General features: G+C 69.8%; 18 protein-coding genes. 6 read left to right on the plus strand and 12 right to left on the minus strand.

Annotated features, from left to right (window positions below):
- Positions 1–121: 121 nt before the first annotated feature.
- From ACTJKJ_RS13820 to ACTJKJ_RS13835, 4 genes are all read right to left on the minus strand, one after another.
- On the minus strand, positions 122–544 hold the full coding sequence (locus ACTJKJ_RS13820; RefSeq protein ID WP_147240850.1) for a PIN domain-containing protein: 423 nt from the start codon (positions 542–544) through the stop codon (positions 122–124).
- Positions 525–830: a hypothetical protein gene (locus ACTJKJ_RS13825; protein ID WP_141225407.1), complete on the minus strand. Its 306-nt coding sequence runs from the start codon at positions 828–830 to the stop codon at positions 525–527. The genes ACTJKJ_RS13820 and ACTJKJ_RS13825 overlap by 20 nt, the downstream gene beginning before the upstream one ends.
- A 170-nt stretch (positions 831–1,000) precedes the next feature.
- Positions 1,001–2,590: a GGDEF domain-containing protein gene (locus ACTJKJ_RS13830; protein WP_440820816.1), complete on the minus strand. Its 1,590-nt coding sequence runs from the start codon at positions 2,588–2,590 to the stop codon at positions 1,001–1,003.
- 39 nt (positions 2,591–2,629) lie between these two features.
- On the minus strand, positions 2,630–3,601 hold the full coding sequence (locus ACTJKJ_RS13835; RefSeq protein WP_440820817.1) for a LysR family transcriptional regulator: 972 nt from the start codon (positions 3,599–3,601) through the stop codon (positions 2,630–2,632).
- 107 nt (positions 3,602–3,708) lie between these two features.
- Between ACTJKJ_RS13835 and ACTJKJ_RS13840 the strand changes: the two genes are divergently transcribed.
- Positions 3,709–4,506, plus strand: a complete 798-nt coding sequence (locus ACTJKJ_RS13840) for an SDR family NAD(P)-dependent oxidoreductase (protein WP_440820818.1) — start codon at positions 3,709–3,711, stop codon at positions 4,504–4,506.
- A 6-nt stretch (positions 4,507–4,512) separates the two neighbouring features.
- Here ACTJKJ_RS13840 and ACTJKJ_RS13845 read toward each other — a convergent pair whose 3' ends face one another.
- The 5 genes from ACTJKJ_RS13845 to ACTJKJ_RS13865 form a co-directional block, all read right to left on the minus strand.
- A complete protein-coding gene (locus ACTJKJ_RS13845; protein ID WP_440820819.1) occupies positions 4,513–5,580 on the minus strand; it encodes a histidine kinase in 1,068 nt (355 codons plus the stop codon).
- Between the two features lie 179 nt (positions 5,581–5,759).
- Entirely contained in the window at positions 5,760–6,482 is a 723-nt protein-coding gene (locus ACTJKJ_RS13850; protein ID WP_147240762.1) for an ABC transporter ATP-binding protein, read from the minus strand.
- Between the two features lie 18 nt (positions 6,483–6,500).
- Positions 6,501–8,432 (minus strand): branched-chain amino acid ABC transporter ATP-binding protein/permease, encoded by a 1,932-nt coding sequence (locus ACTJKJ_RS13855; protein ID WP_440820820.1) that lies wholly within the window; start codon positions 8,430–8,432, stop codon positions 6,501–6,503.
- Between the two features lie 6 nt (positions 8,433–8,438).
- Positions 8,439–9,314 (minus strand): branched-chain amino acid ABC transporter permease, encoded by an 876-nt coding sequence (locus tag ACTJKJ_RS13860; RefSeq protein ID WP_091730939.1) that lies wholly within the window; start codon positions 9,312–9,314, stop codon positions 8,439–8,441.
- Between the two features lie 59 nt (positions 9,315–9,373).
- Positions 9,374–10,606 carry an ABC transporter substrate-binding protein gene (locus ACTJKJ_RS13865; protein WP_091730935.1) on the minus strand — a complete coding sequence of 411 codons (1,233 nt, stop codon included), beginning with the start codon at positions 10,604–10,606 and terminating at the stop codon, positions 9,374–9,376.
- Positions 10,607–10,999: 393 nt separating this feature from the next.
- Here ACTJKJ_RS13865 and ACTJKJ_RS13870 point away from each other — a divergent pair, with 393 nt between their 5' ends.
- A complete protein-coding gene (locus tag ACTJKJ_RS13870; protein ID WP_440820936.1) occupies positions 11,000–12,196 on the plus strand; it encodes an ATP-binding protein in 1,197 nt (398 codons plus the stop codon).
- Between the two features lie 154 nt (positions 12,197–12,350).
- On the opposite strand, the gene ACTJKJ_RS13875 is transcribed toward ACTJKJ_RS13870, so the two are convergent.
- From ACTJKJ_RS13875 to ACTJKJ_RS13885, 3 genes are all read right to left on the minus strand, one after another.
- Positions 12,351–13,601, minus strand: coding sequence for an MFS transporter (locus tag ACTJKJ_RS13875; RefSeq protein ID WP_440820821.1), 1,251 nt, complete (start codon positions 13,599–13,601; stop codon positions 12,351–12,353).
- A gap of 25 nt (positions 13,602–13,626) precedes the next feature.
- Complete coding sequence (locus ACTJKJ_RS13880) at positions 13,627–14,898, minus strand: FAD-dependent monooxygenase (RefSeq protein WP_440820822.1); 1,272 nt, start codon at positions 14,896–14,898, stop codon at positions 13,627–13,629.
- A 155-nt stretch (positions 14,899–15,053) separates the two neighbouring features.
- Positions 15,054–16,850, minus strand: a complete 1,797-nt coding sequence (locus tag ACTJKJ_RS13885) for an alkaline phosphatase D family protein (RefSeq protein WP_440820823.1) — start codon at positions 16,848–16,850, stop codon at positions 15,054–15,056.
- 124 nt (positions 16,851–16,974) lie between these two features.
- Between ACTJKJ_RS13885 and ACTJKJ_RS13890 the strand changes: the two genes are divergently transcribed.
- The 4 genes from ACTJKJ_RS13890 to ACTJKJ_RS13905 all read left to right on the plus strand — a co-directional run bounded on the left by ACTJKJ_RS13890 (position 16,975) and on the right by ACTJKJ_RS13905 (position 24,106).
- Entirely contained in the window at positions 16,975–17,955 is a 981-nt protein-coding gene (locus ACTJKJ_RS13890; RefSeq protein ID WP_091730919.1) for a potassium channel beta subunit family protein, read from the plus strand.
- A 153-nt stretch (positions 17,956–18,108) separates the two neighbouring features.
- A complete protein-coding gene (locus tag ACTJKJ_RS13895; RefSeq protein ID WP_440820824.1) occupies positions 18,109–21,477 on the plus strand; it encodes a two-component regulator propeller domain-containing protein in 3,369 nt (1,122 codons plus the stop codon).
- A 254-nt stretch (positions 21,478–21,731) separates the two neighbouring features.
- Positions 21,732–22,973: a cation:proton antiporter gene (locus ACTJKJ_RS13900; RefSeq protein ID WP_255488912.1), complete on the plus strand. Its 1,242-nt coding sequence runs from the start codon at positions 21,732–21,734 to the stop codon at positions 22,971–22,973.
- On the plus strand, positions 22,970–24,106 hold the full coding sequence (locus tag ACTJKJ_RS13905) for a YbdK family carboxylate-amine ligase (RefSeq protein ID WP_091730910.1): 1,137 nt from the start codon (positions 22,970–22,972) through the stop codon (positions 24,104–24,106). Before ACTJKJ_RS13900 ends, ACTJKJ_RS13905 begins: the two co-directional genes overlap by 4 nt.
- Positions 24,107–24,163: the final 57 nt, after the last annotated feature.

Below are 24,163 nucleotides of genomic sequence, written 5' to 3' on the forward strand. Positions count from 1 at the left end.
CGCGCTTGGCGGCGTACATCGCGGCATCGCTGCGCGCCATCAGCGTCTCCAGCGTGTCGCACTCCTGCCGCTGCGCGGCCCCGATGCTGATGCTCACCAGGGGCACTGAGGGCCCCGCAGCTCAGAACACGCGCACACCGACACGCTCCGCCGCGGCGATCAAGCCTCGATCCTTGGTCGCGATCGACGCGCCCGTGGCCAGCGCCAGGTCCAGATACAGCAGGTCAAAGCCTTGCACATGTCGCTTGACCGCAGCGTCCACATGCTCGAGCAAGGGCGTGATCTCGGGATGCAGGACCACGCGATAGGACTCGATCATGGCCGCGTAGTCCTGGACGGTCCCCGGCGGCCAGCCCCCTGATCGACTCCGCTTGAGCAGCGAGTGAGCGCATTCGGCGTGGAACACATACGGCGCGATGAGATAGGCCTCGTCGTTCGCAAGCGCTCGGCCGAGCTTGGCGGCGTAGTCATGCAGGTCCGGCCCTTGGTCCAGCGCTTCGATCCAGCCCAGCGCGACGTTCGCGTCAACAACCACCGCAACCATGGCGCATCTCCATCAGCGCAGCCTGCAGTTCACCCGCACGCGGCGGATAGTTCAGGACATCGGGATTGCGGGCGTAGATCGCGATCAATCGTTCGGGCAGGTCGAACGGTCGGGCATCCTCCCCCGGCGCGACGACCCGCTTCCGGGAGCGGCAGTCGATCAGCGATTGAACGTAGTCGAGTCGTCGTCGACCGGCATCGGTCAACGGACCCGGAATGGAAGGAAACCTCGGATCTCCCATCGGGGCGATCCGTCCCGACGATCCGGCAGCATGGGCATCAGTCATGAAACCTCCTGGCAGGCAAGGTGCGAAAGAGGTTTCCATTCTTGGCATCGACCGAACCGGTCGACCTTCACCCACGGCGCGTTTTCGGCGAAACCGCCACGCAGGTTCTTGTGTATTTGTGCCGACGCCGTCGCCCGACGGCCCCGATGAGCACGGACCTTCCGGCCGATTCAATCCGGCGCGTCGCCCTCGCCTCCGCTCTCGTCGGTGAGGCGCACGCCGGCGCCCTGACGCTCGCGCTTGGCGGCGTACATCGCGGCATCGCTGCGCGCCATCAGCGTCTCCAGCGTGTCGCCCTCCTGCCGCTGCGCGGCCCCGATGCTGATGCTCACGCGCAGGCCGTCCGACACCGCGTTCCAGTCGTGCCGGCGCACCGCCTCGTCCAGCCGGCGACAGGCCTGCTGCGCGACCTCCTCGGTCGCGCCGCGCAGCAGCAGCACGAACTCGTCGCCGGCCAGGCGCGCCGCGACGTCGTGCTCCCGCACATGCTGGCGCATCAGCCGTGCGATCTGGCTCAGCACCTGGTCCCCGACCAGGTGCGAGTGCTGGTCGTTCACCTGCTTGAAGTGGTCGACGTCGATCAAGGCCAGGCTCACCACGCCGCCGGCCGCGAGCTGCGCCCGCGCGTGATCCTCGAAGCTGCGGCGGTTGGCGAGCTCCGTCAGCGGATCCTCCATCGACAGCTTCTCCAGCCGCTGCGCCTCGCTGGCGAGTTGCACGCGGTCGCGCTCGCTGCGGCGCGCGTCGAGCTGCCATTGCACCGTCGACTCGCGACTCGCGAGGCTGGCGATCCGCACCCGCGCCTCGCGCTCGCGCAGCGCGCGCAGGCGCTGCAGCGCGCGCTGCGGCTGCCCCTGCTGTTCCTCGATCTGGCTGGCGATCAGCTCGCCCAGCTGCGCCAGGGGCTCGTGCTGGACCAGGTCGGCCTCGGTCACCAGTTGCGCCGCGGCCCGACGCGCCTGAGGCCACAGCCGCCGCGCCCAGGCCAGCTCGGCCTGCACCCAGCCGGCCAGCGAGGCGAGCCAATGCCGCTCCTGCGCCGGCAACTGGGCCAAGGCCAGTTGCAGTTCCGGCTGCGCGAACGCCGAGGCGCCCTTCCAGATCTGCGCCATCGTCTGCATCAGCGTCCACCAGCACTGCGCTTCGGCATCGCCTTCGGCCAGCAGGTGGCGCGCGTTGATCAGGTGCCCTTCGAGCGGCCCCAGCGGCGGCAACTGCCCTCGTTGCTCCCGCTCGCCGGCGTAGGCCAGCAGCGAGCCCATCGCCAGCCACAGGCAGGCCGTCAGCGGACTGCGCCTGGGCTTGCTGGCGTTGGCGGCGTCCGCCGCCTGGCGCAGCACCTCGGCCGCCTTGTCGAAGTTGCGGGCCCACACGTGGCAGGCCCCGAGGTCCTCCAGCGCCAGCACCAGCGCCGCGCCGTCGCCGCGCAGCTGCGCGAGCCGCAGCCCCAGCAGCGCCGCCTCGATCGCCTCCTCGTGATGCCCGGCCAGCGACGCGCTGTGCGCCAGCACCGACAGCGCCCCGGCCTCGCCGGACGCGTCGCCCTGCTGGCGGAACAGCCGGGCCGCCAGTTCGCTGCGCCCCCGGGCCTCGCCCGGTCGATGCAGCGCGCGATCGCAGCGCGCCAGGTGCAGCAGCGCCTGGGCCTGCTGCGCCTCGTCCGCCTGCTCGAGCGCCAGCAGCAGCCACTCCTCGCCGAGCGGTTGCGCCGCGGCGACATCGCCGGCGGCGAGCACGGCGCGGGCTTGCTGGGAAAGCACGGACGGCGGGTCCAGGACGGGATCGGAACGCAAGGCGGTTCAGGAGGTGGGGGCCGAGGAGGCAGAGGATAGCGGCAACAGCCGCGGCGCCAGCAGGTCGGCCAGCCATTGCATGAAGGCCTGCACCCGCCGCGGCAACTGGCGCCGGTGCGCGTAGAGCAGGTGCACCGGCATCGGCGCGGGCCGGAAGCGGGGCAGCACCTCCACCAGACGGCCGTCCAGCACCTCCGCCTCGATCCCGTGGCGCGGCACCTGCGTGAGGCCCAGCCCCGCCAGGCAGGCCGCCGCGTAGGAGCCGGAATCGCTGACCGTCAGCGCGCCGGTCATCGGCACGAAGTGCGTCGCGCCGGCGTCGTCGCACCATTCGAAGCCGGGGCAACGCTGACCCAGCGTCGTCACGTACTGGACCAGCCGGTGGCGGGCCAGGTCCTCGAGGGACTCGGGCATGCCGAACTCGGCGATGTAGGCGGCGCTGGCCAAGTTGGCCATCGCCAGCGCGCCCAGCGGCCGGGCCACCAGGGTGGAATCGCCGAGCGGCCCCACCCGCAGCACGCAGTCGAAACCCTCGCGCACGAGGTCGACGCGGCGGTCGGTGCTGCTGAGCTCGACCTCCAGCCCCGGATGCGCCGCGAGGAACTCCGGCAGTCGCGGGACGACGAGGTCCTGGGCGATCCGCATCGGCATGTCCACCCGCAGCCGGCCGCGCAGGCCGCTGGCGGCCGGCTGGAACATGGTCTGCATGTCGTCGAGGTCGGCCAGCAGGTCCTTGCAGCGCTCGTAGCAGGCCTGCCCGTCCTGCGTCAGCTGCACGCGCCGCGTCGTGCGGTGGAAGAGCCGCGTGCCCAGGCTGGCCTCGAGCCGCTGCACGGCCGTGGACGCGCTGGCCTTGGGCAGGCCCAGGCTCTGCGCGGCCTGGGTGAAGCTGGCCAGTTCCGCGACCCGGACGAAGACCTGGAGCGTCTCGATCGAGGGCGGCGGGGAGGCCGGCAAGCGGAGGGGGGCATCGCTCATTTGTTCGTCTCGCGTGAACGGTCAAATCGGTTCATGACGATTTATACGCCAGCCATCGATCAATAAAGTTCCTGCATCCGATTCACCGACCCCAGCAGGAGCTCACCATGACGACGACCACCGCTTCCATTTCCGCTTCCACCTCCACCCCGACCCGCATCGCGCTGATCACCGGCGGCAGCCGCGGATTGGGCCGCAACGCCGCCGTGCATCTCGCCCGCCGCGGCATCGACAGCATCGTGACCTACCGCAGCCAGCAGGCCGAGGCGCAGGCCGTCATCGACGAGATCCGCCAGCTGGGCGGCCGCGCGGCTGCCTTGCCGCTCGACGTGGGCGACAGCGGCAGCTTCCCGGCCTTCGCCCAGGCGCTGAGGCGGACGCTCCAGCAGCACTGGCAGCGCGAGCGCTTCGACCACCTGGTCAACAACGCCGGCATGGGCGTGCATGCGCCGCTGGCCGACACCACCGAGGCCCAGTTCGACGAACTGATGCGCGTGCACCTGAAGGGCCCGTTCTTCCTGACGCAGGCGCTGCTGCCGCTGATGAACGACGGCGGCAGCGTGCTGAACGTGTCCAGCGGCCTGGCGCGCTTCGCGATGCCTGGCTACGGCGCCTACGCGACGATGAAGGGCGGCGTCGAGGTGATGACGCGCTACATGGCCAAGGAGTTCGGCGCACGTGGCATCCGCGTGAACACACTGGCCCCCGGCGCGATCGAGACCGACTTCGGCGGCGGCACGGTGCGCGACAACGCGCAGGTCAACGCCCTTGTCGCGTCGGTCACGGCGCTGGGCCGCGTCGGCTTGCCGGATGACATCGGGCCGGTCGTCGCCTCACTGCTGTCGGACGACAACCGCTGGGTCAACGCGCAGCGCGTGGAAGCATCGGGCGGCATGTTCGTCTGATCGGTCTCACCGGGCGCGCGCGTAGGAAGCCCGCGGCTCCTGCGCGCGCTGCACCACCTCTCCGAGGCAGTCGGGATAGCGACGCTGCAGATGTTTCAGTCCCGCCTGCCGACTGGCCTTGTAATCCAGGGTCTCCTGGAGGAACTGCAGGCGGGCCCGGTTCTCGTCGATCAACTGCGCCCAGGTCACGACGTGGACGGAATAGTTGAACGGGCTGCGCAAATGCAGCTCTTCCTGCAGCCTCGCGCGGTTCCGCGAGCCTTCTTCAATGTCCCGCCCCACCAGCCAGAACGACCACTTGACTTTCACAGACAGGAATCGTTCATCGCCCGTGACGTCCAGCGCGTAGTCGGAGATCTGGTTGATCTCCCTGCGCCCGATCGCGACACGCGGCGCCTTCAACTCGACGACGAGGTGCTCCAGCGTCGACGGTTGGTGCCGCCTGGTCGCACGGGAGAACATGAGGTCGATGATCGAGCGCTTGTCGCCGACCGCCTCGATGGGCTCATCGATCGCGACATCGCGTCCCAGCAGTTCCCGGTGCTTGCGCAGCACCTCCGTCAATGATCGGTTGTCCACGGAAAGCGCGAACTCGTCGCCGAACAGCCAGGGGTTGCGCGCGACGATGCGGTGCAGTTCCCCACGCTCCTTGACGTGCGGTCGCAGCACTTCATCGAACAGGAGCGTCTCCAGCCCGTCGAGCAGCTGAAGGCGCTGGGTCACCACATGGGATTCGCGGATCACCGAGGACAAGGACACGTCCTTCAGCAGTTCCGCCATCCTCTGGCGGTCCTCCGCCGGCAGGTTGAGCACCTCGGTCAACAGCGCCTGGAGTTCCTCGGGACCACATTCGACGGCCTGCCGGAGCACCCGGAACTGCAGGGCCACCGCCTCCGGCGCCAGGGTGCGAAACACCGGATGAAAGCGCGACAGGTGCCACGCAACCTGGTCGAACAGCTGTCGTTCCAACAGTTCGACTGGCGTCTCCGGATCGCGGGAGAACGGATAGAGGCCCTGCGCCTGCCAGGCCTCGACCGGCGGTCGATCGGGCTCGCGCTGGGGAGCGTTCGTCATGACTGCACCTCGCTGGAGGAGAAGCCCCGGAGCGGGGCGAGGCAGTCACTCTAGACAGCGCGTCGACCCGCGGCACTCCTGCATTCGCGATGGACATCGCGGCGATTCCAACTGCTTGGAGGCGCGCGATGCCCGATCGGAGTCGTCGCCGCGGGTCGGGCGGGCGCCTGGGCCCGGCGTCAGTGCCCGCCGCCCAGATAGGCCGCCTTCACCGCCGGATCGGTGCGCAGCTTCTCCGCCGGACCGTGCAGCGAGATGCGCCCGTTCTCCAGCACGTAACCGTAGTCGGCCACCGCCAGCGCGGCCGCGGCGAACTGCTCCACCAGCAGCATCGTCACGCCTTGCCCCTTCAGCCGCTCGATGATGCGGAACACCTCGTCCACCAGGATCGGCGCGAGCCCCATCGAGGGCTCGTCCAGCAGCACGACCTCGGGGTTGAGCATGGTGGCGCGCGCCATTGCCAGCATCTGCTGCTCGCCGCCCGAGAGCGTGCCCGCGAGCTGCTGGCGCCGCTCCTTCAGGCGTGGGAAGAGCTCCATCGCCTTCTCCAGGTCGGCCTCAACATCGCCCTTCGGACGCGCGCCCGTGTAGCGCGGGAACGCGCCCAGGCGCAGGTTGTCGGTGACGCTCATCGTGGCGAACACGCGCCGTCCCTCCGGCGAATGCGCCAGCCCCAGCCGCGCGATGTGGTACGACTCCAGGCCGTCGATGCGCTTGCCGTTGAGCGTGATCTGCCCGGCGCTGGGCGCGATCATCCCGGACACCGCCCGCATCGTCGTCGTCTTGCCGGCCCCGTTGGAGCCGATCAGCGTCACCACCCGTCCCTTGGGCACCTCCACCGAGATGCCGTGCAGCACTTCGACCTTGCCGTAGCCGGCATGCAGTTGATCGATCTTGAGCATGTCTGTTCCGCTCCGCGCTCAGGCCGGCTGGCCGCCGAGGTAGGCCTCGATCACCTTGGGATCGGCCTGCACCTGCGCCGGCCTGCCCTCGGCGATCTTCTGGCCGAAGTCCAGCACCGACACCACGTCGCAGATGCCCATCACCACGTCCATGTGGTGCTCGATCAGGATCACCGTGATGCCGTGGTCGCGGATCTTGCCGATGATGCGCATCAGCTCCTTGATGTCCGGCGCCGTCAGGCCGGCCGCGGGTTCGTCCAGCAGCAGGAGCTTCGGGTCCAGCGCCAGCGCCCGCGCGATCTCCAGCAGCCGCTGCTTGCCGTAGGGCAGGTTGCGCGCCTCCTCGAAGGCCAGCTCGCCCAGTCCGACGAACTCCAGCAGGCCCAGCGCCCGGGCCCGGGCCTGCGCGTCCTCCGCGTTGTAGCGCGGCGAGTGCAGCGCCACCTGCACCAGGTTGCTGCCGAAGCTGTGATGCAGCGCCACCATCACGTTGTGCAGCGCGCTCATCTCGCCGAACAGCTGCACGTTCTGGAAGGTCCGCGCGATGCCCGACAGCGCGATGTCGGCCGAGGTGCGCCCCACCAGCGAGCGGTCGACGAAGCGCAGCTCGCCCGCCGTCGGCACGTAGATGCCGGTCAGCACATTCATCATCGTGCTCTTGCCCGAGCCGTTCGGGCCGATCAGGCCGTGGATCGTGCCGCGGCGCACCTGCAGGTCGACGTTGTTGAGCGCCTTCAAGCCGCCGAACTGCATCAGCACGCCCCGCGCGTCGATCAGCAGCTCATCCGCGCCGCCGGCCCGCGCGATGGCGTCCGCGGGTTTCTCGGCCACCGGGCCGCCCTCGCCCACCGGCTTGGCCTTGATGTGCAGCGCGCCGCGCACGAACCCGACGATGCCGTCCTGCAGGTAGTAGACGACGAACAGCGTGATGAGCCCGAAGATCGACAGGCGCCAGTCGGTCATCGTCTCCAGCACGAAGGACAGCCCCGCCAACGCGATGCTGCCCACCACCGGCACCGCCGCCTGCACGCCGCCGACCTTGCCGCGGCGCAGCGCCACGACGGTCACCGCCACCACCAGCAGCGCGAAGGCCACCGACACGTAGCGGAACAGCTGCAGGTCGTCGAGCAGCTTGGGCAGCAGCACGATGATCGCGGCGCCCAGCAGCGCGCCGGTGCGGGTCTTGCGGCCGCCCATGATGATGGCCAGCAGAAACATCACCGTCAGTTCGAAGTTGTAGGTGTTGGGCGAGATGTACTGCTCGGAGTAGGCGTACAGCGCGCCGGCCAGGCCCGCCAGCCCGGCGCTGACCACGAAGGCGTAAACCTTGTAGCGGTAGACCGAGACGCCCATGCAGTCCGACGCCACCGGGCTGCCGCGCAGCGCCTCGAACGCGCGGCCCAGGTGCGAGCGCAGCACGCGATGCACGAACACCAGCGACGCCAGCAGCATCACCGCGACCAGCCAGTAGAACTCCGTCTCGTCGAGCTGGTGGCCCAGCAGCTTGGGCTTGGTGAGCGTGATGCCCATGGGGCCGTTGGTCAGGAAGTCCATCTCGTTGATCAGGATCTGGATGATGGTGCCGAAGGCCAGGGTCACCATCGCCAGGTAGGGCCCGGTCACGCGCAGCGCCGGCAGGGCCAGCAGCGCGCCGAAGGCGGCCGTCACGCCGACCGCCAGCGGCAGCGTCACCAGGATCCAGAGCCCGAACTTGGTGATCAGCACGCCGGCGGTGTAGGCGCCGATGCCGAACAGCCCGGCATGGCCCAGCGAGACCTGCCCGGTGTAGCCCACCACGATGTCCAGGCCGAACAGCACGATCGCGTAGATCATGATGGTCTCGACCAGGTGGATGTAGTACGGGTTGCCCGACACCAGCGGGAACGCGAACAGCGCCACGATGGCGACGGCGCCCGCGACGAATTTCTTCGGATTGGTCTTGGTCGTCATGGGGGCTCAGACCTTCTTGATCGCGGTCTTGCCGAACAGGCCGGCCGGCTTGAGCGCCAGCACGATCAGCAGCAGCACCAGGCCCGGCACGTCCTTGTAGCCGGTGGACAGGTAGAAGCCGGTCGTCGTCTCGGCGATGCCCAGGATGATCCCGCCGACGATGATGCCCATGCCCGAGGTCAGCCCGCCGATGATCGCCACCGCGAAGGCCTTCAGGCCCAGCACCGCGCCCATCGTGGCGCCCGTGAGCGTGAGCGGCGCGATCAGCACCCCGGCGAAGGCCGCCGTCAGCGACGACAGTGCGTACGAGAAGGTGATCACCAGCCCGGTGTTGATGCCCATCAGCTTGGCGGCGTCGCGGTCGTTGAAGGTCGCCACGACCGCGCGGCCGTAGATCGAGCGCCGGTTGAAGAGCTCGACCGCCAGCATCATCAGCAGCGCGCCCACCACGACCAGGATCTCCATCGGCAGCACGTTGGCGCCGAGCAGCTTGATCGGCGCCTCCGGCAGCGGCGACGGGAACTTCAGGTCGTCGCGGCCCCAGACGTTCTCGGCCACGTTCTTGAAGATGATGCCCAGCGCGATGGTGGACATGATCCAGCCGAATTCCGACTTGATCTTGATGGCCGGCCGCACGCCGATGCGCTCGACGAAGGCGCCCTGCAGCGCGCCGAACAGGCACACCAGCGGGATCATCAGCCAGTAGTTCACGCCGTGCCCGACCAGCGTCAGGCCCACGAGCGCGCCCAGCATCAGCGCGTCCCCCTGGCCGAAGTTGAGGGTGTCGGAGGTGGAGAAGGTCAGCTGGTAGCCGAAGGCGATGACCGCGTAGATCATGCCGAGCGCGATGCCGCTGAACACCAGTTGGGTCAGGATCTGCATACGGAGTCCGGGACGTCAGGGAAGAAAAAACGGCCGCACCGGGCGGCCGTTTCGTGGGGTCACTTCTTCTGGGTCAAGGCGCCCTTGGCGTTGACGTCCTTGACCTTGACCTCGGAGGCCGCCTTGAAGTCGGCCTCGTAGGCATAGACCACGCGCTGGCCCTTCACCTCGCCGAACACCGGGATGTTGGCGGTGATGGCCTCGTGGTCGGTCTTGGTGAAGGGCTTGTTGTAGGTCGTGACGACGCCCTCGACGGGGGCCTTCAGGTCCTCGAGCGCGGCCTTGACCTTGGGCCCTTCGGTGCTGCCGGCCTGCTTGATCGCCGCGGCCAGCAGGTAGATCGAGTCGTAGCCCTGCGCGGCCGAGACCGGCGAATCGATGCGGCTGTTCTTCGGGTTGAACGTCTTGAGGTAGTTGACGATGAAGGACTGGCGCTTGGGCGTGGTCGGTTCCTGGATGAAGGTCTGCGGCATGCGCGCGCCTTCGCCGCCGGGGCCGGCGTTGTCGATGTAGTTGGCCATCGACAGCGTCCAGCTGCCCACCATCGGCACCTTCCAGCCGAGCTTGGTCATGCCGTTGGCGATCTGCGCCAGCTCGGGGCCGATGCCGTAGGTCAGGATGGCCTCGGCGCCGGCCTCCTTGGCCTTGAGCAGCTGGGCCGTCATGTCGACGTCCTTGATGTTGAACTTCTCGACGGCGACGGGCTTGATGCCCTTGAGCTCGAGCGCCTTCTCCAGGTCGGCGCGGCCGAGCTGGCCGTAGTTGGTGGAGTCGGCCAGGATGGCGACCTTCTTGAAGCCGCGGCGGGTGATGGCCTCCTCGACGATCATCGGCGCCTGGATCGAGTCGTGGGCGGCGTTGCGGAAGACGTAGTTCTCGGGCTGGTCCTTGAACTGCTGGGTGATCACCGAGCCGGTGGCCACGTTGTTCATCACCGGGATCTTGGCGTCCTGGTAGAAGCGCTGCGCGGCGAGCGCGACGCCGGTGTTGATGAAGCCGACGGTGGCGACGACCTTCTCGCGGTTGATGAGTTCCTGGGCGATCTGGACGCCGCGTTCGTTCTTGGCCTCGTCGTCGCGCTCGACGAGCTGGATCTGGCGGCCCAAGACCCCGCCGTTCTTGTTGATTTCCTGGGCTGCCAATCGCACACCGTCGCGCATGCTGACGCCCATCGACGACGAACCGCCGGTGAAGGGGCCGGAGACGCCGATCTTGATCGGGTCGGCCGCGAGGGCGGCGAAGCTGGCGGCGGCCAGGGCGGTAGCGGTGATCCAACGCGCGCTGAACATCATGTTTGTCTCCGAATGGTCTGGTCCATGAGGGGTCGGAACGCCAACCCTCGAGCGCCGGTACAACAAACAGCCGGACGCACGGCGTCAGCCTTCTCGGAACATGGTGCATGAAGCGTGTCGGATTGCACGCATGCGATTACGTACTCGCAAACCCGGAGCGGGGCGTTCAGCGTGGTGTCAGGTCTGTGGACGTGCGTCAACGGCCCGGTGCGCGGGCGATGGGGTCGCGGCGATAGGGTCAAGGTTCCGCGATCCTCGGCAGTCGCCTCCACGACTGACGGTCGATACTTTCTTCGTATCGGAGACTGCAGCACACCCGTCACCGGCGACGAGGTCCTGAGGCTGGCCTCAGACCGGAGCGCAGTCTCCTGGGAGACGCACCGCTCATTGGACGTGCCGGTCGGCCTGGCGGATCCGCGAAAGCTCAACGCCCTCTTGGTCGCATTGCGCAGCTCGGACCGCGTCAAGCCCTCCGTGAAGGAGAAATCCGACGACGAGCTGCTCGTCCATTACTGCCTCGCCCACGAGGGCCGATTGACCAACCTCGGCGTCCTGTGCCTCGGCCTTCCGCTGCACCGCGCGCAGCTGGGCACATCGCCGGTCATTCAAGCCGTCAAGTTCGACGAGCGCGACCAGAAAATCAACAAGCTGGTCTGGGACGACCACACGTTGAACCCAATTGAACTGGTGGAGGCGGTCTGGGCGGAAATTCCGGACTTCCGTGAAAGCTACGAGTTGCCGGACGGCCTCTACCGCCAGCAGGTTCCGGCCTACGACGAGATCGTGATCCGGGAACTGCTGGTCAATGCCCTCGTCCATCGTCCCTATACGCAGCGCGGGGACATCTTCATCAACCTGCGTCCGGGACAGATGGACATCGTCAACCCTGGTTCGTTGCCCATCGGGGTGACGCCTCGGAATGTCCTGCACACGACGGTCCGCCGCAACGAGCAAATGGCTCGCCTCTTCCATGATTTGCAACTGATGGAGCGCGAGGGGAGCGGTTTCGACAAGATCTACGAGATTCTTCTCTCGCAGGGGCGACCGGCACCGGCGCTGCTCGAAACGCACGATCGTGTTCAAGTCTGCATCTCGCGGCGGATCGCCCGGCCTGAGGTCATCGACTTCATCGCGAAAGCGGACCAGGCGTTCCAACTTTCCCAACGGGAACGCATTGCGTTGGCCCTCCTCGCGCAGAGCGACGGCATGACGGCGCGTGAGCTCATGCGAGCGCTCGAACTCGATGCCGTCGATGCCTTGCAAGCCTGGATCAAGCGACTGATGAACATCGAGCTGGTGCGAAGCACTGGGAAAACGCAGGCGACCCGCTACTTCGTCGACCCCTCCATGCTGAAGAGCCTGGACTTCGTCGGTACCACGACGCTTCAGCGCATCGAGCCCCACCGTCTGATGGCGCTGCTGATGGAGGACATCAAGCGATATCCCGCATCCGCCATCGGCGACATCCATGAGCGGGTCGGCCAAGAGATACCCAGGTCCCGAATCCGACGCAGCATGCAGCAGTTGGTGCAAGAGGGTCGGATCGTCGCCACCGGTCAACGAAAGGGCACTCGCTACAGCCTGGCCTGATTTGGTTCAAGTGCGGACATATCCGATACGACTAATCAAAATGATGACTCCCCGGATCGTTGGTCGTCGCGCTAAGTCGTTGTTTTACCGAGCAGTTCGTTTGGCTCAAACTGCGCCCTATCCAGAAGGCGTCATCGGCGGCTGAACCAAAAACTCATGAGGCAGGATTCGGGGCGAGCGCCGACTGCCTCGACTTGAGCATCCACGCCGCTATCGCCGCCACCAACAACACCGCCATCGCGTACCCGCTCAGCGCGCCCCAGCCGCCGTGGTCCCAGAACCACCCGCCCATCGCGCCGAGCGTGCTGGAGCCAAGGTAATACGCGAGCAGGTACAGCGAAGCCGCATGGCCCTTGCTGCGCCCGCCGAGCGCGCCGACCCAGGCGCTGCTCACCGAGTGCGCGACAAAGAAGCCGATCGTCAGCAGCACGATGCCCAGGATCACCGCCGGCAGCCAGGCCAGCAGCGTGAGCCCCACGCCCGCCGTCGCCAGCGCGATGCCCGACAGCAGCGCCGGCGCCCGCCCGAAGCGGTCGGACAGGCTGCCCGCCGTCGCCGAGGCGGCAATGCCGAAGAGGTAGGCGCAGAAGATCAGCCCGATCGCGCTCTGGCTCAGCGAGAACGGCGGCCTCATCAGCCGGAAGCCGGCGTAGTTGTAGACCGCGACGAACATGCCCATCATCAGGAAGCCCATCGCGAACAGCAGCGGCAGCATCGGATGCGTGAGATGCGCCCGCCACGTGGCCACGTGCTCCGACAGCGTCACGCCGCGGCGGCGCACGAAGTGCTTCGATGGCGGCAGCAGCAGCCAGAAGCCGATCGCCGCCAGCAGCCCCAGCACGCTGACGATGAACAGCGCCGGCCGCCATCCGAAGGCATCGCTCAGCAGGCTCACCCCGACCCGGCCCATCATCCCGCCGAAGGCCGTGCCGCCGACGTACTGGCCCATCGCCCGGCCCAGGCCCTTCGGATGGATCTCCTCGGCCAGGTAGGCCATCGCCACCGCCGGGACGCCGCCCAGCACCAGGCCCTCCAGCGCCCGCGCCGCCAGCATCCCGTGCCAGCCCGGCACCACCGAGGCGATCAGGTTCAGCAGCGCCGCCATCGCCATCGACGCGAACATCAGCCGCTTGCGGTCCATGCTCTCCGACAGCGCCCCGGCGCAGAGGATCGCGAACGCGAGCGCACCGGTCGCCAGCGACAGCGACAGCGCGCTTGTCGCCGCGCCGACCTGGAACTCCGCCGCGAACAGTGGCAGCAGCGGCTGCACGCTGTACAGCAGCGAGAAGGTGGTGAAACCGGCCAGGAACAGCGCGATCGCGATGCGGCGGTAGGCGCGCGTGCCGGGCTCGGCGTGCTCGCCGTGCGGGGCAGCGGCGGGCGCCGGGCCCGGGGAACTGCTCATCGGGAGGTGGGCGGGCGGTGGCCGCTCAGCGGCGGCCGAACATCATCTGCCCGGCCAGCGCCCGCTTGAGCGGCGGCATCGCCTGCAGCGCCGCCAGGCCGAGCCCGCGCGCCGCCGGCAGGCCCGGCCAGCGCCAGGCGAAGGTGCGGGCGAGGAAATCGGTGGTCAGGATCGTCGCCCAACGGTCCGGCGCGCGCTGCCATTCGACGCGCCGCAGCGCCTGGTCGACCTGCGGGTCGCGCCGCAGCGCCTCGACCAGCGCGAAGGCGTCGCGCAGTCCCAGGTTCAGGCCCTGCCCCGCCACCGGATGCAGGGTCTGGGCCGCGTTGCCGATGCGGATGCGACGGCCCTCCACCAGCGTGCGTTCGGCATTCAGGCCGAGCGGGAAACACTTCAGCGGGCTGATGCCCAGCAGGCGGCCGACGCGATCCGGCAACTGCTGCTGGATCACCGCCAGCCGCTGCGCGTCGCTCAGGCCCTCGACCTCGTCCTCGTCCTGCGGCTGGCACCAGACCAGCGCGGCGCGGCGCTGGCCGTCGCGGTCGGGCAGCGGCAGCAGCGCCAGCGGCCCGCGCCGCGTGAAACGCTCATAGGCCACGCCCACCGGGCTGTCCGGCGCCAGCGTCACCGTCCCCACCCAGGCGTTCTGCCGGTAGTCGCGCGTCAGCGACTTGCGGGCCTGCTCGGAGAACACGCCTCCCTCGGCCACCACCGCCAGGTCGAAGCGCTCGGCGATGCCGGCATCGATCTCGTCCGGCCGGTCCTGCTTGAGGCCGTCCACCGCCTGGCCGAAACGGCTGACCAGCCGCCGCGGCTCCAGCGCGCTGGCCTGCTGCCAGGCGGCCTGCAGCGGCGCGACCAGCTGGCCGTAGGCCAGCACCGCGCCCAGTTGCGGCACCGCCTGCTCGGCGGCGCTGATGCGGACCTCGGGCTCGCCCGACGGACCGAACCAGGGGCTGGAGAGCGTCGGCGGCGCCTGGCTCACATGGACTTCGCGGATTGGCTGCGCCTGCGCCGCCGGCCACACGCGCAGGCGCTGCAGCAGCTGCATGCTGCCCAGCGACAGCGCCAGCGTGCGCGGATCGCCGGAGACATCGCGCTCCAGCGGCCGGGCGTCGAAGAGGCTCACCTGCGCGTGCGGCAGGTAGCGCGCGGCCAGCAGCGCCAGCGCGAGCCCGGCCGGTCCCGCGCCGATCACGGCCAGACGCAGCGGCGGGGCCTGGCCGTCGAAGGCGGCGTCGAAGGCCTCGGGCGCCGTCGAGGCGGCATGAGCGGCGGAGTCTGGAGCTTGGGACATGACGTCGACCCGGGAAAACTGGTGCCGGCCGCGTCAGGCGGCCGGCTGCGGACGACTATAGCGCCGGCCCTTTCGCCGTGGCGCGGCGGGCTTGCAGCGGCTTGCGCCAGCGCGCATCGGCGCGCGAAGCCTCGCGACCGGGCGACGGCCGCCGGTCACACCGCGACCAGCCGGCGCTGCCCCGCGCCCGGCAAGGTGCGCAGCGACTGCGCCAGCGACGCGGTGTAGTCGCGGCTCAGGATGGTGCTGACGAAGATCCAGTCGCAGCGGCATTCGGCCGCCGTGGCGGTGACCACCATGTAGCCGCGCCGCGAGGTGTCCGCGTAGACCAGCGGTCCGATCAGCTGCGTCAGCGCGCCGGCGAGCTGCTGCGGGTCCTCGTTGGGCAGGTACTCCTCGAAGCCCGGCGAGGTCACCGAGGAGGTCGCGAACTCGACCCCGACCTGGCGGTTCGCCCCGTCCAGCAGGTCGTTTGCCCAGGCGTTGTGGGTGTCGCCCGCCAGCACGACCAGGTTCTTGTCGAGCTGGCGCGCCGCGCCCAGCAGCGTCTCGCGGGCGACCGGGTAACCGTCCCAGGCATCGAGGTTGTAGGGGAGGCTGGGCGCGTTCAGCACCGCCTGTTCCTGTGGCGTCAGGCTGGCCGGATCGTTCTGCGCCTTGGCGACGATGGCCGCGTACTGCGACACGGTCACGCCGGTGCCGGGCGCATTGGCCTCGAAGAGGATCGGCGACGGGATGTCCATCCGGCCCATCAGCACCTGCTGCCCCAGTACCTGCCAGGTCGCCGTCGATGCCTGCAGGCGCGCCTGCAGCCACTGGTCCTGCGTCGTGCCCAGCAGCGTACGGTCGGCGCGGGCCATGCCGGCCTGGAACCGGCCGCCGTCCAGGCCCGAGGCGCCGAGGTAGTCCGCGTAGTCCAGCTGCTCGCTGCGCGCGATCACCCGCGTGTCCAGCATGTGCAGCGACATCAGCGAGCCGAAATCGAAGCTGCGGTAGGTCGTCAGCGGATCGGCGCCATCGCGCACCGGCAGCCACTCGTGCCAGGCCTGCACCGCGGCGGCCCGGCGCGCGGCGAAGTCGCCCTCGGTCGCCGGCTGGTGGTTCTGCGCGCCGCCCAGCCAGGCGTCGTTCGCGATCTCGTGGTCGTCCCACACGGCAATCATCGGCAGCAGCGCGTGCAGCCGCTGCAGGTCGGCGTCCGAGCGGTACTGCGCGTAGCGGCGTCGGTAGTCCGCCAGGGCCACGATCTCCTGCTGCGGCTCGACCACCCGGCCCAGCGCCTGGGCGTTGCCGCTCGCGTACTGGCCGGGGCCGTATTCGTAGAGATAGTCGCCCAGGTGCACGGCGAGGTCGTAGTCCTCGGCCTCGGCGCGCTTGGCGGCCTCGGCATAGACGTTGAAGTAGCCGGTCGGATAGTTGGCGCAGGAGAACACCGCCAGCTTCGCCTGCGCGACGTTGCCGCTGGGCAGCGTCTTCGCGCGGCCCACGGTCGACACCGCCTGGTGGGCCTTGAAGCGGTACCAGTAGCGCGTGCCCGGCTGCAGGCCGGTGGCATCGACCTTGACGCAGAAGTCGCCGGCCGCGCGCGCGGTCGCGCTGCCGCTGGCCACGAGGGTGCCGAAGGCGGCATCGCTGGCCACCTCCCAGGTGACCGGCACGTCGCGCGTGTCCGCGGCGTCCTGCGCCAGCACTCGGGTCCAGAGGATGACCCGGTCGCCCAGGGGATCGCCGCTGGCCACGCCGTGGCTGAACACGACCGCGACGCGCGGGCCGCCGTCGTCCCCGCCATCGCCGCCGCCATCTCCGCCACCGCAGCCGGCCAGCGGCAGCCCGGCCAGCGCGCCGGCGGCCAGCGCGCCGCGCACCAGCTGGCGGCGGGCGTGGTCGACGGTCTCCGCTGGCGAGGCGGCGTCGTCGTTCTTGATCCAGTTGAGCAGGGGTGTCTTGGTCATGGTCGGTGCCGCCTCTCGCACAAGCCGTCCCCGCCCTCCGGGGCATTCGGCATGCCGCGCCACCACCGCGCGGTGCGTCCGCTACCCTTGCGCCCCGACCCGAACCACGCACGAGGAAAAGCGCATGCAATACCGTCGACTCGGCCGCAGCGGCCTGCAGGTGTCCGAACTGTCCCTGGGCTCCTGGGTGACGTATCACAACCAGGTCGACACCGGCTCGGCCGTCGAGATGCTGGCCGCCGCGCGTGACGCCGGCATCAACTTCTTCGACAACGCCGAGGCCTACGCGCTGGGCAAGAGCGAGGAGATCATGGGTCAGGCCTTGCGCCAGCTGGGCTGGGGCCGCCACACCTACGTCGTCTCGACCAAGTTCTACTGGGGCATCGACAAGTCGGGCACGACCGTCAACTACAAGGACACGCTGAACCGCAAGTACCTGATGCAGGCCATCGATGGCTCGCTCAAGCGCTTCGGCCTGGACGAGATCGACCTGGTCTACTGCCACCGCCCCGACCCGCACACGCCCATCGAGGAGACGGTGCGCGCGATGAGCGACATGATCACGCAGGGCAAGGCGCTGTACTGGGGCACCAGCGAATGGAGCGCCGACGAGATCCGCGCCGCCTGGGAGATCGCCGAGCGCCACCACCTGCACAAGCCGGTGATGGAGCAGCCGCAGTACCACCTGTTCCACCGCCAGCGCGTCGAGAAGGAATACGCCCGCCTGTACGAGGACATCGGCCTGGGCCTGACGACCTGGAGCCCGCTGGCGTCGGGCCTGCTGACCGGCAAGTACCGCGACGGCATCCCGGCGGGCAGTCGCGGCGCGATGGAGAGCATGTCCTGGCTGCGCGAGCAGCTGCAGGAGCCGCAGCGCAATGCCGCCGTCGGCGAGCTCGCCACGATCGCGCAGGAACTCGGCTGCACGCTGGCGCAGCTGGCCATCGCCTGGATCAACCGCAACCCGCGGGTCTCCACGGTGATCCTGGGCGCGAGCCGGCTCTCGCAACTGCAGGACAACCTCGGCGCGCTGGCCGTCACGCCGCGGCTCACGCCGGAGATCCTCGCGCGCATCGACGCCATCACGCTCCCGCTGGCGAAGTAGGCCCGGGCCGCCTCGCCAGGCGTGCCCGCTGCGCCGCGGCGCGTCGTCGTCGGGGTTTATCCGCACACCGCCCGCCAAGCCCCCCATTGACGGGGCTCGTCTGTCGCGCCGCTGCCGCAACCGCGGAGAAGGGCGCCGCTAGCATCCCCGGCGATGCTGCGACGACGTGCCCTGCCCCTGCTGCCGAGCCTGTGTGCCGCCGTCGCGCTGGCCCTGGCCGTCGCGCCGGGCGGCGTCGCGGCGCTGCCGGACACCCCCCAGCCGGAGCGGGCCGCGCCGGCGGCGGTGCCGCTGCTGGCCGAGCCGCGCTTCGAGACCGTCGGCATCGACGCCCCGGTGCCGCTCAACGTGATCTCCGCGCTGGCGCAGGACCGCGCCGGCTTCCTGTGGATCGGCACCGGCGCCGGCCTGGTGCGCTTCGACGGCTACCACTTCCGCCAGCCCGGCGCGCCGCTGGAGAACGGCGTGCGGTCCGCCCGCAGCCTGGGCTTCATCCGCTGCCTGCTGGTGGCGCGCGACGGCCGCCTGTGGATCGGCACCGAGGCCGACGGCCTGGCCGCCTACGATCCGCAGAGCGAGAAGCTGTCGCTGTTCCGCTCCGATGCCAGCCCGCTGCAGCCGCATGGCGCGGTGTCGGCCGGCACGATCCGCGCGCTGGCCGAGGACCGCGACGGGCAGCTGTGGATCGGCACGATCGGCCACGGCCTGGACCGTTACGACCCGGTCGAGGGCCGCTTCCAGCACTTCCGCCACCAGCCCCGGCAGGCCGGCAGCCTGCCCGACGACCGGATCCAGTCACTGGCGATCGACCGCGAGGGCTCGCTGTGGGTCGGCACCTGGCGCGGCCTGGCGCGCAAGCGCGCCGGCGCCGACGCCTTCGAGCCGGTGTTCTCGACGCCGGGCCGTCCCGGCCTGGCCGGCAAGATCGTGCTCAGCCTGTTCGAGGCGCCCGACGGCCGGCTCTGGGCCGGCACCCAGCAGGGCGACCTCGCGCTGATCGATCCGAAGACCGGCGAGGGCCGGATGCTCGAGCGCGCCGAGGACGCCGTCCACGGCTCGGTCAACAGCTTCGTCGCGGTGGATGAACGGCATGTCTGGCTGGGCCGCAACGGCGGGCTGGAGTTGCGCGCGACGGCCGACGGCGCACTGCTGCGGGTGATGAAGCACGATCCGCTCAATCGCGACAGCCTGGGCGGCAACGAGGTCCGCGCGCTGATGCGCGACCGCGCCGGCTGGATCTGGACCGGCGGCTACGGCGGCGGCCTGCAGCGCCACAACCCGGCCAACACCAGCACCTGGGTGCGCGGCCGCGACCCGGGCCAGCTGCCGCAGCTGGTCGACCCGAGCACGCGCGCGATGGTGCAGCTCGACACCGGGGAGATCTGGCTGGGCAGCAACGAAAGCGGCGTGACGGTGCTCGACGAGCAGCTGCGCTCGATCGCGACGCTGCGGCCCGCACCCGGCCAGCGCGGCGGCTTGTCGGGCGGACGCATCTCCAGCCTGGTCCAGATGAAGGACGGCAGCGTCTGGCTGGGCAGCGACGGCGGCCTGCACCAATACACCCGCGACCGCCAGCTGCTGCGCGTCATCCAGGCCGGCACCGGTCGCGCGCGCCGGCTCCTGGCGGGCCGCGACGGCACGCTCTGGATCGGGACGCAGGACGGGCTCTATCGGCTGCCGCCGGACGCCGGCCCGCAGGCCGCGCCGGAGCGCCTGCGCCAGGACGGCGGCCAGCCGCTGACGGGCGACGTCAACGCCCTGTCCGAGACCGCCGACGGCGGCCTGTGGGTCGGCACCGAGAAGGGGCTGTACCGGTTCGCGCCGGGCGCCAAGGAACTGATCGCGGCGCGCGCCCAGCCGGGGCGCGACCTGAGCCATCACTCGATCGTCGGCCTGCTGGTCGATTCGCGGCAGCGCCTGTGGGTGGACACCGCGTCCGGCCTGCACCTGCTGGCTCGCTGGGACGGCCGCGAGGCGGCCTTCGAGCGCATCAGCGAGAAACACGGCGTGATCGGCCGGGCCTTCGGCGCCAACCTGCTCGAGGACCGCGACGGCCGCATCTGGACGCAGAGCTTCGTCTACGACCCGGCCAAGGACAGCTACTACGAGCTGACCAGCGCGGATGGCGTCGACATCGGCACCGGCTGGTTCCGCGCCTACCTGAAGACGCGCGACGGGCGCCTGCTCTTCGGGGGCAGCAAGGGCGTGCTGGTGGTGACGCCGGAGCGCTTCGAGGCCTGGACCTACCAGCCGGCGCTGGTCGCGACCGAGTTGCGGGTCGACGGCCAGCGCCTGGGCGCGGGCCGCCTGCCGGAGGAAGGACTGACCCTGACCGCGAGCAACCGCAGCTTCAGCGTCGAGTTCGCCGCGCTCGACTTCAGCGAGCCGCAGCGCAACCGCTACGCCTACCAGCTCGAGGGCTTCGATCCGGAATGGATCAGCACCGGCGCCGACCTGCGCGTGGCGGTCTACACCAACCTCGATCCCGGCCGCTACCGGCTGCGGGTGCGCGGCACCAACCGCAACGGTGTCTGGAGCCCGCTGGAGCTCAGCATCCCGGTGCGCGTGCTGCCGGACTGGTGGCAGACCTGGTGGGCCCGCACGCTCGGCGGCGCGGCGCTGATCGCGCTGGTCTATGCGCTGGTGGCGCTGCGCACGGCCTACCTGCGGCGCTCGCAGCTGGCGCTGGAGATCAAGGTGAAGGCCCGCACCGCGGAGCTGGAACGGCTCTCCGCCGACCTGCAGGCCAAGAGCGTGGCGCTGGAAGAGTCCAGCCTGTCGGATCCGCTCACCGGCCTGCGCAACCGGCGCTTCCTGACGCAGCACATCGAGGCCGACGTGGCGCTCGCGGTGCGTCGTCACGAGCAGGCGCGCGACGACGGCTATGCGCCGCCCGACGATGGCGACCTGATCTTCTTCCTGCTCGACCTCGACTTCTTCAAGGCGCTCAACGACCGTCTCGGCCACGCGGCGGGCGACACGGTCCTGCAGCAGATGCGCGGCCGCCTGACCGCCGTGTTCCGCGAGGCCGACTACCTGGTCCGCTGGGGCGGCGAGGAGTTCCTGATCGTGGCGCGCGGCACCTCCCGCCGGCATGCGGCCGAGCTCGCGGAGCGCGCGCGGCTGCAGGTCAGCGGCGCGCCCTTCGAGCTCGGCGAGGGCCGGCAGGTGGACGTCACCTGCTCGGTCGGCTTCGCGGTCTTCCCGCTGTCGCCGGCGCTGCCGCGCGCGCTGGACTGGGCCGCGACGGTGGCCCTGGCCGACGAGGCGCTGTATGCGGTCAAGCGGGCCGGGCGCAACGGCTGGGAAGGCGTGACCGGCATCGCCGGGGCCGTTCATGGTGTCGACGTCGCGGAGGGTGTCGCGGCGGACGTGACGGACCTCGAGGGCGCATTGCGCCAGCGTTCGCGCGGATCGATGGCAGACTGGCTGGCCAGCGGCGACCTGAAGGTCGTGCGCTCTTCGCCGCCGGCCGATGCCGGAGCCGCCGTCGCGCGGCCGATCGAGACCGGCAAGTCCTGACCCTGGACGCTCGGCCGCGCTGGTCCCCCCAGGGGCGGACCCGCCAATTGCCGAGCGCTGGATGAGAACGGCACGAGCGCGGCAAATGGCGCTCCCGCCGAGTGCCGATGACCGGCAATCGGTAAAGCCGACAAGTAAAGGCTGCCAGCGCCTGCCCCGGCTTCGCTCCACGGCGACCGGAATGGCCCGATGATCGGGGGCTTCCCCCGGCCGGATTGGCCGCCGTCCACGAATCGAGGAGAACCTTCGTTTTGATGAACGACCTTGCGAACTTCCTGCAGTTCAGCGCCTGGCCGCCGCGCCCGGACTGGCTGTTCTGGGCCTCGCTGACCATGGTGGCCGCCGGCGTGCTCGGCGAATTCGTGAACCGTCGCCTGGGCCTGCCGCGCGTCGTCGGCTACAGCGTCGTCGGCATGATCCTGGCGGCGCTGGGCCATGGCATCTTCGCCAACGGCGCGCTGGACGCGCGCTTGCGGCTCGTCGTCGACCTGGCGCTGGCGCTGCTGCTGTTCGAGATGGGCTCGCGCGTGAACCTGCGCTGGCTGCGCAACAACAAGGCGCTGCTCGGCGCCAGCGCGGCCGAGGCCGCGGTCAGCTTCGTCGTCGTCGGCTACGGCCTGACGCTGCTGGGCGTGAGCCCGCTGGTGTCCATCAGCTGCGCGGTGCTGACGATGGCCTCGAGCGCCGCGGTCGTCGGCCGCGTCGGCGCCGAGCTGCGCGCGGCCGGCCAGGTCAGCGAACGCATGCTGGCGCTGACCTCGTTGAACACCATCTACGGCGTGCTCGCGCACAAGCTGCTGCTGGGCTGGCTGGCGCTGGACCAGAAGGGCGACTGGCTCGAGGCCGTCGCGCAGCCGCTGTATGCCTTCGTCGGTTCGGTGATCGTCGCGGCGCTGCTGGCGCGGCTGACGGCCGGCCTGATGCGGCGGCTGGACCTGCGCAACGAGAACTCGGTGCTGATGTTGCTGGGCCTGGTGCTGGTGGCGCTGAGCGTGGCGCGGGTGCTGAACCTGTCCACGCTGCTGGTGCCGCTGCTGGCCGGCATGATCCTGCGCAACACCACCGAGCGGCCCTGGGTCTGGCCGCGCCACTTCGGCACGGCGGGCGGCGTGCTGGTGCTGATGCTGTTCGTGGCGGTCGGTTCCGCCTGGACGCTGCAGGCGCTGGCCGCGGGCGCGGTGCTGGCACTGGCCCTGCTGCTGCTGCGCCTGGTGGCCAAGGCGATCGCCCTGACCGGCATGGCGCGGCTGAGCGGCATCGACACCCGCCAGGGCGTCGCGCTGGCGGTGTGCCTGAGCCCGGTGTCGGGCACGATGCTGGTGCTGTTCAGCGAGGTGCAGCTGCATCACCCGCAGACCGCCGCGCTGCTGGCGCCGGTCATCCTGTCGACGATCGCGCTCATGGAGCTGGTCGGACCGATCGCCGTGCAATGGGGCCTGCGCCTGGCCGGCGAGCATCACCCTGAAACCCCTGTGAAGGAGGCTGCGAAGCGATGAGCCTCGAACCATTCGCCACATCCAAGCCCTTGACGATGGGCGTGGAGCTGGAGCTCCAGATCGTCAACCGTCATGACTACGACCTGATGCCGGGGTCCAAGGACCTGCTGCGCGTAATGAAGGGCGAGACCCTGCCCGGCGACGTCACGCCGGAGATCACCGATTCGATGATCGAGCTCTGCACCAACGTCTGCACGAACTACGAGCAGGTGCTGGAACAGCTGACGATCACCCGCGACGCGCTGGTGCGCAGCGCCGACAAGCTCAACCTCGGCCTGTCGGGCGGCGGCACGCATCCCTACCAGCACTGGAGCAAGCAGCGCATCTTCGACAAGCCGCGCTTCCAGGAGATCTCCTCGCTCTACGGCTACCTGAGCAAGCAGTTCACCGTCTTCGGCCAGCACGTGCACATCGGCTGCGAGGGGCCGGACCATGCGCTGCGGCTGCTGCACGGGCTGTCGCGCTTCATCCCCCACCTGATCGCGCTGTCGGCGTCCTCGCCCTACGTGCAGGGCAACGACACCGGTTTCCATTCGGCGCGGCTCAACTCGGTGTTCGCGTTCCCACTGTCGGGGCGCGCGCCCTTCGTGCTGACCTGGGACGACTTCCTGGTGTTCTTCGAGAAGATGACGCACACCGGCGTCGTGAAGAGCATGAAGGACTTCTACTGGGACATCCGTCCCAAGCCCGAGTACGGGACGATCGAGGTGCGGGTGCTCGACACGCCGCTGACGATCGAGAAGGCCTCGGCGCTGGCGGCGCTGATCCAGTGCCTGGCGCGGTGGATCTCGCACGATCACCCGTTCGCACTGCATGAGGACGACTACCTGCCCTACACCTTCAACCGCTTCCAGGCCTGCCGCTTCGGATTGGACGGCACCTTCGTCGACCCGAAGAGCGGCGAGCACCGCAGCCTGCGCGAGGACCTGAACGTCACGCTGCATGCGCTGGAGCCGCACGCGGTGGCGCTGAAGGCCGAGCCGGCGCTGCGCTACGTGCGCGAGGAGATGCGCTGGCAGGGCAACGACGCGACCTGGGCGCGCGGCGTGGTGGAGAAAGAACAGCTGCTCAACGAGCTGGTGCGCCAGCAGTGCGAGCGCTGGGCCGGTCGGCCGGTCGCGAACGCGCGCTGAGCCCGTGCGCCGGGATTCGACCCGGGGTTGTTCCTGTGCGGCTGGCGGGGGCGCGGC

Source organism: Roseateles sp. 22389 (assembly GCF_052044995.1).
Classification (GTDB): Bacteria; Pseudomonadota; Gammaproteobacteria; order Burkholderiales; family Burkholderiaceae_C; genus Roseateles.